The organism is Sphingobacterium sp. UGAL515B_05, assembly GCF_033097525.1.
GTDB lineage: Bacteria > Bacteroidota > Bacteroidia > Sphingobacteriales > Sphingobacteriaceae > Sphingobacterium.
This window is the reverse complement of the sequence record NZ_CP109907.1, coordinates 6,064,583-6,077,232: the sequence shown is the minus strand read 5'-3', so window position 1 is coordinate 6,077,232 and position 12,650 is coordinate 6,064,583. Positions and strand designations below refer to the sequence as shown.

The window sequence follows — 12,650 nt, the reverse complement described above, 5'->3', positions numbered from 1 at the left end:
TTTATGTAAAGCGCTCAAGATGACTCTTGAACGTCTTTGATGGGATGTCCTGTTGTTTTCGTGGAAGGAACCATTCTCAACGTGTGACGGATTGAAAATGATTCCACAGACCACTATTTTAAATAAGGACTTGTAAAACCGAGTTTTTTTAGTCCTTGTTGAATTTCTGGGGCCTGCATAAATAGCTCCCAGATTTTACCTGTTCTATAGTTTTCGATCATGACAATAATAGGCCCCTGATCGATGGCTAGATAACGTTGTGGATACCAATTTGCTGTTTCACTGTAGGCATCATAGTAGCCATATTTACCCCAGACTTTATTGCCGAGTTGTTTGTCTAGGTATTGTGCAAACTGAATGCTTTCATGTGGGGTGTAAGGCATGGATGACAAAGCTGCTGTCGGCGAGATCACACCAGGGTCGTTGTCTGGGTGATGTGCATTGTAGCCGTTGATGGAATAGCTGGCCGTCCAGCCCCAGCCTTTATCCGAACCGTAACCTTTATAGCCTTTTGGGTTTAGATCTGCATAAGCCAAATTTATCTTAGCATGGTTGCCTGTCGCTTCCCAATAATCTGCATATTGGTCTTTTAATCCTTTGGGACTCAATCCTAAATAGGAGTAATGTTCCCAGAATAGCGGTCCCACTTCACCTTCTTTGGCATTGTGCTTCAGTACGAGCGGAATGTCATATTTTTTAGCGGAGCTTTTAATTGCACCAGATCTTGCCCAACCCTCATGATACACTTGGGGTGCAATAGGGTAAGTAGGAGAGGAGGCTGCTAAAATATAGGTAATAAGACATTCGTCGTATCCTCTGACAGGGTGATTTTGTTGAAAGTTAAATTTAGGACTCCAATGCCAATAGATAACATTTTGCCCATTTGTATAATGATTCCAATTGATTTCTTTCCATAGTTTATCTGCTTTTTTGGCAACTAGTTGGGCAGAATCATCTTTATCTTTTAGATATTCCCGAATGGCGATTAGGCCCTGGGCTAAGAATGCAGTTTCAACAATGTCACCGCCATTATCTTTTTCACTGAAGGGTTTCGCTGTACCCAGTTCTCCATCGTACCAGTGTGCCCAGGCTCCTTTAAACCGTTCGATTTTGCCTAGATAATCCATGATGTGATCCAGCTTTTGAACGCCTTGATCCTGGCTGATAAACCCGCGTTCCATCGCGACAATCATACCCATGAGTCCGAAGCCACTACCACCTATGGTCACGACATTGCGGTCATTTTGAGGGTAAACACCATCCATATGGATGCGTTCCCTGGCGAGACCGGAAGTAGGTTCGGCACCTTCCCAAAAATATTGAAATGTATGTTGCTGAATATTGGTCAATAGCGAATCTTCATTGATCTTGCTTCCGCTGGTTGAATCAATTTTTGAGGGACTGTCTGGACTGCTATTAGTAGCGTTTTGGCACGAACTACTGAGAATAAGCGCCAAAGCTATACCGCTAAGTGCTGGATATGCTATTCGTTTTCTCATGGATATGTTGTTTAATTCTTGAAAAAATGTCCAAACGACCATAGGTCGTTTGAACGGAGTTATTTTACTTATATAGTTACCAACCGGTATTTTGCGGCATTTCTGGTGTTTGGATACGTTGATTTTCCGGAATTGGGAAGAGCATCATCTTATCCTGGAATGTTTTTCCGTTTGCAGCCATGGCCGTTTTAGCCTGTTTTGTACGGATCAGATCGAACCATCGGTCGTGCTCAAATGCTAATTCAAGGCGTCTTTCTTTCCAGATCAGTTGGCGTAGCTGTGCTTGGTCAGTTGTCGTTACATTGGCTAATTTTACCCGTGTACGGACAGTATTTAGTGCATTCAGCGCCTCGCTGCTATTACCAACCTCATTTGCGGCTTCGGCCAGAATAAGATAAATTTCGCCTAGACGGAGATAGCGCACGTTTTTATCGCCATCTGCGGCCCCCCCATTGGCAGATGAATACGCTTTTTCATTGTACATTGGATTTTCTACACCATTGTCAATCAGACGGCCATCGTACAGTGTTTCACCTCTGAAAATAATTGTAGCATCACGGCGGATATTATCTTTTTCTGCATTGAATGCATCCAATAGATTTTGACTTGGGATATTAAAACCCCAGCCTAAATTGACTGCTCCACCACGAGGCGCTTGCACTTGACTATATTGTTGGATGCCATGGGCAATTGAACTACCTCGGGCCTGCCATTCAAAGAGCGATTCGGGACCATTTTCCCCTTCTAATCGCCAGATTTTTGCATAATCAGTTTCTAAGCTATAGCCCCCAGAATTAATAACAGCTTTTGCCATATCAGCAGCTTGTTGCCATTTACTTTGGTACAGATATACCTTCGATAGCAGCCCTTGTGCCGCACCTTTGGTTGCTCGGCCCAAATCTTTTGCTGCATAGGCAGATTTGACGGGCAAGTTATCAATAGCAAATTGTAGGTCTGCTTCAATGTAGGCGTAAACTTCAGCTGCGGGTTCTCTCTTTATCAAATCACGGTCTTGGATAGGCACATCACCCCATCCACGTACAAGGTAGAAATAATTTAACGCCCTAAGAAACCGAGCTTCACCAATTAATCTATTTTTATAAGCAGCATCTGTCAGTCCGGCTTTTTCAATAAATTCAATTGCTTGAGAAGCACGACCGATTGATTTGTACCATCTAACCCAAAGGGCTTGGAACGAACCAGCTGTTGAGGTATAAGTCAGGTTATCCAAAAGCAACTTATCACCTCCCGCATCAGTGGATGAACTGCCTTTGTCAGCGTTATCCGATATGATTTCAGTGATTCCTAAGAAAGAGAAGCTGTAGTCCCACTCCGTAAACATACCGTAGATACCATTTACGAATTGCTCTGGGGTATAAGGAGTTTCGCTATCATCGGCCTCAACCCTTTCTCTAGAAGGAACATCCAAAAAATTATTGTCTTTGCAACCCTGTAGTGCGATCCCCGCACTAAGTAGAATTGCTATATAAAGTTTATTGATTTTCATTACGTTGATTTTTAAAAGGATTAAAACTGCATGTTAAGTCCGAATAGGAAATTACGCGTTGTAGGATAGGCTGATAGCTCTATGCCAGAAGTTAGATTTGGACTACCATCTCCCGCAATTTCAGGAGAGAAACCGCTGTAATTGGTGAAGATAAACGGATTTTGTGCAGTCACATACAAACGTAGCTTTGATTTAGAACTATAAAGATTATTAAAAGTATAGCCCAATGTGATGTTATTTATACGAAAATAACTGCCTGATTCCAGATAATAGTTGGAAGGTAGAAAATCTCTTTCTGCTCCAGGATGTGAGTTAGTAGAACCTTCTTTTGTCCAGCGGTTTTCAAAAGTACTTAAAGCGATGTTTTCTCCGCCATTGATGCGCGTACTTTTCATCCCGTTGTAGATTTTATTGCCCGCGACCCCATATCCTGAAACGTTAAAATCGATCGCTTTGTAATTAATTCCTAAATTAATACCGTAAGTAGAACTAGGTAGAAACGATCCGAAAAATTTACGATCTCTGGAGTCAATAACGCCGTCAGCGTTTTCATCTGTATAACGCAAATATCCCGGTTTTGGAGATCCTTGTCTCGCATTTGAATTTATTTCATCTTGATTTTGCCAAACACCGTTCATTTCATACATCCACCATCCGTATATTGGCTGTCCAACACGAAGCTGTTTTGTAAGCTCACCATTGTTAAGACTTCCGCCTTGGTCCCCATCGTAAGCCGCTTTAACCTCCTTAACAGTGTTTTTGTTGTAAGAATAATTTACACCGACGGAATAGCTAAATTCTGGAGAAATGGGTTTGTTCCAATTTAAGGCGACTTCCACACCTTGATTTAGGATTTTTGCGCCATGATCATAAAACTTATCTTCATAGGCAGAGGTATATGTCGGTGTGACTAACAAGATCGCATTGGTATTCATCTTATGATAATAGTCTATGGAACCTGAAAGTTGGTTGTTTAGAAATGCGAAATCCAATCCGGCGCCAGTTTCTTCCGTCACCTCCCAGCTTAAGTTTTTTGCCGGTGTGCCGTACGCACTTCCAAATACCATATCTCGCTCAGGGCCAAATACATAGTTGTAAGAAGAACTTGTAGGGCTCGTTAATATGGTTGAAACATTTAACGGGATATCTTGATTACCTAATTTACCCCAGTTTCCGCGAACTTTCAACAAATTAATCCATGTAGCATCCTTCATGAAGCCTTCATTTGTTACTGTCCATCCTAAACCAATGGATGGAAATGTACCCCAATATTTTCCGGTGTTACGGAATACGCTTGAACCGTCACGACGTAAAGTAGCTGTTAAATAGTATTTACTGTCGTAATTATATTGAACGCGACCGAAGTAAGATGCCAGGGCACGCGGGGTATAATAGATTTGTCTGCTTTCCACTTTATATGCGCCCGAACCATGATCTATACTCCAGTATTGTGGTTTTTGAGGGACATCATAACCTTTGTCGCTCATCATGCTGTTGATGTCATACTTTTCACGCGACATACCTAAGACAGCTTCGACACTGTGTTTGTCAAATTTCTTGTTAAATGTTAAGAAATTCTCCCAAGACCAACGGAACTGTTCCAGAGTCTCATAACTCAAACTATTATTAGCATACTCTAAGGATTCGGTGTTTTTCGCTTTAAACTCTTCAAATTGTTGAGCTGTACGAAGTGGATCACCATTGAGCCATGCATCCTTTATATCCGAAAAAACTCTATTTCTCGAGTAGAATTTATTTCCACCAATACGGGAGTTTACTTTTAAATAATCTGTAATTTTAAACTCACCTTCGAAACTACCTTGTAGTCTTAATGTATTGATTTTCTCATTGTTTCTAAGTACTTCGTAGACCGGATTTCCAATAGAGTTTATATTACCAACGATCTCACCTGGATTTCTTTCATAGCCAACAACACCGGTAGTTTGATTTACAATACCCTTTCCATAACGCCCGTTATCATACATTACAGGAACTAATGGGGATTGTTTGTAGGCTGTTGTGAAAGCTCCATTGGGTTTTGGTGTAGAATTTGTAATGGTGAGATTCAGATTTTGGGTAAACTTAAGTCTATTGTCCAAAAACTTGTAGATGTTGTTGTTTCTGATCGTATTTCTAACATATTTCGAGCCGTCAAGAATACCGTTTTCGGTAAAGTTGTTTGCTGAAACAAAATAATCTACTTTTTCAGTTCCTCCAGATATATTGATGGAGTTATTAAAAACGGTCCCCGTCTTTATTAGTTCATCATACCAATCTGTATCATTATGCTGGTTTTCTGACAGTAACCACCTTTTATCTTGATCCTGATATTTTTGACTTTCATTAAAGAAAGTCCGGAATTGTTCTCCATTAGCCATCTTAACCCGGTTAAGAATCTTCTTCATCCCAGCATAACTTTCATAATTAATACTAAGAGTCCCAGTTTTACCTTTCTTCGTGGTCACGAGGATCACACCGTTTGCGGCCCGAAGACCATAAATTGAAGCCGAAGATGCATCTTTCAAAACATCCATGGATTCGATATCGGATGGATTGATATTATTGATGTCCGTCTGTGCGATACCGTCAACGATATAGAGTGGATTTCTTCCGCCTAGAGCTGTTCCCAGACCTCTGACAATAACGTTGGGTGAGGAGCCTGGAGCTTCGTTGGCAATAATATTGATACCGGCAGCTTTACCCTGTATGGACTGCATAGCAGACATGGCCGGTTGCTTTGTAATATCGGATGATTTCAAGGAGCTGATCGATCCGGTCAGATCCGCTTTTTTTTGCGTACCGTAACCGATAACCACAACCTCTTCCAGTGCTTGGTTTTGATTTTCTAAGAATACATTGAGTTGCGTTTGATTGCCAATGTAGACGGTTTGTGTGCGATAACCCAGAAAGTTAAAGACCAATGAGTCGGTAGGAGAGGCGTTGATCTGAAATTTCCCCGTTGCGTCGGTTTTTGTAGCTACTGCTTTCCCTTTGATACTGATGGTGACGCCTGGCATGGAGATCATGCTTGAGCCATCTTTGACCACTCCTTGTATGGAAGTTTGTCCATAGGCAACAGATACGACCATGGATGTCAAAAATAATGCGGATAGATTCCTCATATCGTTAATTTTTGGTGTTTGTTTAAAATACGTTGGTTATTTCCCTGAAGCAAATATGTTGATGTAGTACAACTTTGCCAAAGTTTAACATTTTCACATCACTACTACATGAAATTTTAGCTTGCTCAGTTTATCTTTTTTTGTATTTTATATTTTTGATAGTCAGTTTTTTATGTTGCTTTTTTATGCAAAATAATACGAGCTTTAGTGTGTTTTATACACTAAAGCTCGTGTGTGGTAATGATGTAGTGATTGTGATGGGAATTTAACGTTCCATCAGGAATTCAGAGAGGTTTTTGTCTGTGGGAATGCCCAGCTTTTTGCGTAATCGATAGCGTCTAATCTCGACACCGCGCGTACTAATGTTAAGTAATGAGGCAATTTCCTTACTCGACATATTGAGCCTTAAATAGGCGCATAATTTGAGATCATTGGGGACTAGATCAGGAAATTCTTGTTTCAGTTTCTTGAAAAAATTCTCATGTGATTCGTTAAAGCTTCTTTCAAAAATATGCCAGTCACGATCGTCATTATGGGCATCGTCGATGAGCTTGTTTATTTTTTTCAATTCATCTGAACTCAGTTTGTTGCCGTCAGCATCTCTAAGTTGTTTTAGCTCGTCGTGTAAATTGTTCAACATCTCATTTTTGTAAACGATATTGAGTGCCGCATTGGCCAGTTCTTTATTTTTTAATTGAAGCTGATCTTCTAATTGCTGATTTTTAAGTTTGATCCAGGCCTTCTCTTTTTGCTCCGTTTCGCGTTCCAAGGCAATCTTTTTCTCTTCCAGCCATTTTCGCCGTATTTGAAACTGACGCTTGCGCTCCCGCTGAAGATTAAGTCGATAAGCTAAATAGATGAGCGCTAGCATAGCCAGTACATAGCATGTCTTTGCCCACCAGGAGAGGTACCATGGATACCGAATAGTAAAGGAAAAAGTTTGGATTTCTGAAACCAAGCCCATATTGTCCCTCGCCCTTATTTTAATTTGAAATTTTCCATAAGGTAGATTCGTGAAATCTTGATAAGCAGTCTCACTCCATTCGGACCAATTGTCCGAGTAACCTTCGAGATAATATTGGTATTGAATCGGAGATGACGAATAATATGGACTTGAAAAGCTAATTCTAAGATTATTGTCCGATGATGATAGTTTAAACGCTGAATCTGGAATAATAACCTGTCCTGTTGTCAAGTTGATAAGTTGTGCTATTTGTGGAAGTGGCAACCGATATTTTTGTGATTTATCGGAATGACGATAGATCGCAAATCCATCATCTAAACCGATGAGATAGTATTGGTTTTCAATAGGGAGGATGTTTTCATAGTTATTCATCATTCGATCCTGTAAGGGACTGAGCAGATTGGAGTCAATATGAAGTTTGCCCTTACTGTCAAAATCTACTTTAGCAATTTTAGTCTTCTGAATAAACCAGTAGCTGTTTGTATTGATCGGTATGACCTTATTTGAATTTTTATAGGTGCCTAATGCTGTGTTTAATTCATCGGCATAGCTGAATCTTTTTACAATATTGTCGAACTGGAGAAATCCGCTGTCTGTCGCAAATACAAGATTATTTTCTAATGTGTAAATCCCCGTAAATTGCCTTTTTGAAGCGATACTGTCCTGTTTGGAGGAAAATAAAATGTTTGCCTGTTGGAAATTCGCATCAAATCCGAGTAGTTGTATCTGGCCCCAATCGCCAATCCAAAAGGTATGGTTATCTTTTTGCGCTAAAAACCGAACCGGTTCTTTAACGCCAGCGAATTGCTGGACGAACTGGAGTTTAATGCCATCGAAAGTGAATTTCGAAAGACCTGTATAGTTGCCTTGAAGGATGTTTTTCGTGCCAAATATAGGCTTGAATATCCAGCCGCCAGTGATCTGTGAAATCTTTTCGAGTCGCCCATTAACCAATTTGAAGGTTCCATCATTATGTCCACAAATCAACTCATCACCAAATAGCGCTAATGTCCAAACCTGACCATTAGAATTTGGAATCTGGGAGAAATTCAATGAATTGTAATTGGTCAATCCTTTCCATTCACTTGTAAATAATCCCTTATTAGTTCCAAGATAGATTTTTCCCTGATAGATAATTGATGTATAAACCGTACCAATTTTTCCGATAAAATCTGTGTAAAATGATAAAGGCGAGTTGATTTCAATGCGGTCTATACCATTATCCAGTCCCACCCATATATTCTTCTGATTGTCCTTCACAATACTGAGTACGGTATTGTTTTGGAGACCATTGTTTTTATTGATATGCTGAATGACCTGACCATTTTTATTGATGACAATAACACCGTTTTGGATGGTGCCAAAAGCATATTGTCCGTCATAGAGGTATAAGCCATTGTTTATTTGTGATTGGCTCAAGAGCTGGTTTGCCGGAACAGACCAAGGTAGGATGGTTCCATCGGCTTTCATCAGGTAAAGGCCGTTTCGCGAAGTAGCAATAAGCGAGGTCGTTGCGTCGAAAGGTAAGATGGCAAGTACATTTTTGTCTTTCAAGGCATCTTTTCCTTTTACAGGGATAAGTTTATCCTGTTTAAATTCATGCAGACCACTTGGCAGCTGTTCGAAAAATAGCTTGTTATTGAGCTGATGCGGAAATAAAAAGGGTTCACCTTTAGCCGTTAGCTGCCGTATACGATTGTTTTCCCAAATATAGGATTTGGAAAATGTATGAAAAAATACCCGTTGGCCCTCAACAATGATTTTCCAGATTTCTTCGTTTGGAAAATAGGTTTTGTCCTGCACAAGTTTAGAGAGACTATGATAGGTCAAGTTTCCGAAAGGTTTGGAAGTCCAATAGCCAAATTCACCTCTTCCACCTGTGTAAATCTTTCCGTCTTTACCTATTGCAACACTTCGGACTGTTGAGTGATTTGGTAGTGGAAAGATACGCCAGTATTGTCCATCAAATTGTAACAGCCCCTCGGTATTTGCACTATAAATGCGACCATCTTTATCGACCGCCAAAGACCAGTTCTGATTTCCAGCCTTGTATTGGTCTTTTTTGTATTGTTTTACAAAAGGTGTTCCTGTAGGTATGATTGTCTGGCAATAGCCAGGGTGCATTAAAAAAAATAAAATGCTGCAAAACCAAAAGATATAGACGTTACTATATTTTTTTGTTGTCATCGACTCCCTCACTTTAAACTGATTTTGGGGACAATATATCGATTTTATCGCAGAATTGATAATCTCCCTCGTCGTACGGAGCGCTGGGAGCTCCGGCAGATCTCCATCTTATTTTGGAGCTGAACCGATGGAACCATTTAATTGTGTTGAAAATCAGGAATGAAGCTATTTATTCCACCTATTTGAACAAAAAATACTCCTTTTGCTGTGAACGATTTTTGATATTTGAGTTCATTTACTTTGTTAAATAACCAAATAAACCAAAACAACTATGATAACACCGATAACCAAAACGGTAGGGAAGGGGTTACTTTTATTTTCGTTGATGAGCATGTCTGCACCAGTGGTGCTTGCCCAGTCGCAAATAAAGATATCCGGAAAAGTAAGCTCCTCAACAGGCGAGCCTCTTGCGGGGGTTACAGTACAGATAAAGGGGGTGAAAAACGGCACTGTAACCGACGGGGCCGGCAATTATCAGATTCTTGCGCGAGATATTGATGTCCTGATATTTTCGCTGGTAGGCAAAGAGAAGGCCGAAGTCCAGGTCAATAAGAAAGATCACATTAATCTCGTTCTCCAGGAGTCCAGTAGTCTGATTGACGAAGTGGTTGTTGTAGGCTATGGTACCCAGAAAAAAAGTAATTTAACCGGTGCTGTTGCTGCTGTCGATGGAAAGGTGCTTAACAAACGTATCGCTACAAATCCAACGCAATTACTTCAAGGTCGCATGCCCGGACTTCGTGTTACGCAAGGATCAGGAGAAGCAGGGAATGAAAATGTGAATCTCCAGGTTCGCGGATTGGGGTCGTATGGGGCTTCGTCTGCGCCATTGGTTATCGTAGATGGTATTCCCGGGAGTTTGGAAAATTTAAATCCTCAAGCAATTGAGAATATCACCGTATTGAAAGATGCTGCCTCAGCCGCTATCTATGGGGCAAGAGCAGCAAATGGGGTTATTCTGGTAACGACAAAACAGGGTAAAGCTGGAAAAACACAACTGAGCTACGATTATAATGTCGGAATTACCAAAGCCTCAGCTCTTCCAGACCTCGTGTATAATTCCGTTGATTATATGAACCTGTATAATCAGGCAAATAAAAACTCCGGTGTCACAAATCCAAATGCTTCCTTTAGCCAGGAGATGATTGATGCCTACAAAAATACAACAGATAAAAAATTATATCCCGATTTTAATTGGCTAGATGCTGTCTTTAGAACTGTCCCGGTGCAAACGCACAATTTAAGCTTAAGTGGTGGTGCCGGAGGAACAAATTACAACGTCATACTGGGCTACGTCAATCAGCCTGATATTATGATCGGGACTTCTTTTAAAAAGTATAATCTACAGCTTAACCTAGGCTCTAAAATCAATGAACGGATAAGTTTTGGTTCAAGTATTACCTTGAATTATGGCGATCGGAAATACCCTAGAAATGGTAGTGAAGATCAGTTTTTGTCTACCATTAGTCAATCACCACTTTATGGACCTGTATTACCAGATGGTAGTGGTCGTTATACGTCTAGGGCATATCCTTTTCAGTCCCCAAATAAAAACCCTGTTGCAGTTGCTGAAAATGCATTTACAAGACTGAACAATTATTTTATGCAAGGCAATATTTTTTTAAATGTGAAAATATTGGATGGACTGGATTGGAAGACTAGCGGCGGATTGACGTATGGCTTTACAAAAAACTATACCAACAAACCTGTAATTAATCAATACATGTGGTTCGCCAAACCCGATGACCTACCCGCCAGACAGCTTGATGTAGGTGGTCAAGGACTAGAAGTAACGGACGACAACAATGTGTACCCGGTGGGCTATACACAACTGACTTACGATAAGTCTTTTGGAAATCATAACATGAAAGTACTGGCAGGAACCCAGGCAGAATATAATAAAACGCAAAAATTGTTCGGAAGTAGGTTGCAATTTCCCAACAATGATTTGCTTGAGCTTGATGGTGGCGGAGCTGGCCAACAGTCTAATAGCGGTGTAACCAATGAATGGTCATTAAGGTCTTACTATGGTCGATTAAACTATGACTACAAAGGTAAGTATCTACTCGAAGGTAATGCGCGTTACGACGCGTCTTCACGTTTTCCTGAAAATAGAAAATGGGCATTTTTCCCTTCGTTATCCGGAGGTTGGAAAGTTTCGGATGAAACCTTTTATGGACCGAAATTGAAGGCGGTCGTTAATGAACTAAAATTAAGAGCCTCCATTGGAACACTGGGTAATCAGAATATTGGTAACTATCCTTATCAGATTGTTTACAATTCTTCTTTTGCTTATCCTTTTGATGAAACACTCCAACAGGGGGCTCGTCAGGTAGCCATGGCTAATGACAGGATCAAATGGGAGAGTACCAAAGTCCTGGATTTCGGTGTGGACTTCGGACTATGGAACAACAAATTGACCGCTTCTTTCGATTGGTATAACAAAGTAACATCAGATATTTTATCCGCATCTACGGCTTTCCCTTCTTATATTGGGCTGACTGCACCGACCGTAAACTATGGTGAATTGCGTAACAGAGGTATAGAGCTCGGTCTTCAGTACCGTGATAAAATTGGAGCGGTATCGCTGACCCTCAATGGAAATATTCAGGCCAATCGCAATAAGGTGATGAAATATGGAGCCGAACGTATCTCGGGCAATACCATTATCCGGGAAGGTTTACCTTATGGTAGTTTTTATCTTTTGGAGAACACGGGTATATTCCGATCTAAGGAAGAGGTGGCAGCCTCTCCGGTGCAACAGATTCCAGCACAACCGGGTTATCTGAAATTTGCCGATGTAAATGGCGATAAAGTTGTGGACAATAATGATCGTATTGTCGTGCCGGGCGCTTATCCAGATTTCGATTATTCCTTTAATGCGACGGCTGTATGGAAGAATTTTGATTTTACAGCCTTTTTCTTCGGTTCTCAGGGGCAAAAAATATTTGTAAGTGAATGGGGAATAGTCCCTTTCAGGCAAGGTGGTACATTCACCCGCGACTGGATGGACGCTTGGACTCCAGAAAACCCCAATGCATCGCTTCCAATCGTTGGTGCTGAAAATACCCCTGCCGCAAATAACGTACGGACCGCGTCGACTTTCTTTTTAAAAGATGGATCGTTCCTGCGTCTTAAAAATATTCAGGTAGGCTATTCTATTCCACAGAGCACCTTGTCCAAAGCTGGTATTTCTGGCCTTCGCATCTATTTTGCGGCGGATAACCTGGTCACATTCTCCAAGTTCCCCGGTTTAGATCCCGAACGCGGCGTTTCATCAAGCGGTGGTGCAACATCAGGGCGTTATGTGACTCATCCTCAGAATAAAGTATTCGCATTTGGAGCGAGCATCACATTCTAATCTAGTGGTA

Annotated in this window: 5 protein-coding genes; 1 reads left to right on the top strand and 4 read right to left on the bottom strand. The window is 40.9% G+C overall.

Annotation, left to right across the window (positions count from 1 at the left end):
* Positions 1-113: 113 nt before the first annotated feature.
* From OK025_RS25390 to OK025_RS25375, 4 genes are all read right to left on the bottom strand, one after another.
* The gene (locus OK025_RS25390) at positions 114-1,499 is read right to left on the bottom strand and encodes a glucoamylase family protein (protein WP_317667544.1); all 1,386 of its coding nucleotides are present in this window, start codon (positions 1,497-1,499) and stop codon (positions 114-116) included.
* A 76-nt stretch (positions 1,500-1,575) separates the two neighbouring features.
* Positions 1,576-3,006 (bottom strand): RagB/SusD family nutrient uptake outer membrane protein, encoded by a 1,431-nt coding sequence (locus tag OK025_RS25385; RefSeq protein WP_317667543.1) that lies wholly within the window; start codon positions 3,004-3,006, stop codon positions 1,576-1,578.
* 20 nt (positions 3,007-3,026) lie between these two features.
* Positions 3,027-6,128, bottom strand: coding sequence for a TonB-dependent receptor (locus OK025_RS25380; protein WP_317667541.1), 3,102 nt, complete (start codon positions 6,126-6,128; stop codon positions 3,027-3,029).
* A gap of 265 nt (positions 6,129-6,393) precedes the next feature.
* Complete coding sequence (locus OK025_RS25375) at positions 6,394-9,279, bottom strand: triple tyrosine motif-containing protein (RefSeq protein WP_317667539.1); 2,886 nt, start codon at positions 9,277-9,279, stop codon at positions 6,394-6,396.
* Positions 9,280-9,550: 271 nt separating this feature from the next.
* Between OK025_RS25375 and OK025_RS25370 the strand changes: the two genes are divergently transcribed.
* Positions 9,551-12,640, top strand: a complete 3,090-nt coding sequence (locus OK025_RS25370) for a TonB-dependent receptor (RefSeq protein WP_317667538.1) — start codon at positions 9,551-9,553, stop codon at positions 12,638-12,640.
* Positions 12,641-12,650: the final 10 nt, after the last annotated feature.

What these genes read in the sequence shown, in the direction of transcription:
- OK025_RS25390 (WP_317667544.1), bottom strand. Translation starts at nt 1,499, where the DNA reads ATGAGAAAACGAATAGCATATCCAGCACTTAGCGGTATAGCTTTGGCG.
- OK025_RS25385 (WP_317667543.1), bottom strand. Translation starts at nt 3,006, where the DNA reads ATGAAAATCAATAAACTTTATATAGCAATTCTACTTAGTGCGGGGATC.
- OK025_RS25380 (WP_317667541.1), bottom strand. Translation starts at nt 6,128, where the DNA reads ATGAGGAATCTATCCGCATTATTTTTGACATCCATGGTCGTATCTGTT.
- OK025_RS25375 (WP_317667539.1), bottom strand. Translation starts at nt 9,279, where the DNA reads ATGACAACAAAAAAATATAGTAACGTCTATATCTTTTGGTTTTGCAGC.
- OK025_RS25370 (WP_317667538.1), top strand. Translation starts at nt 9,551, where the DNA reads ATGATAACACCGATAACCAAAACGGTAGGGAAGGGGTTACTTTTATTT.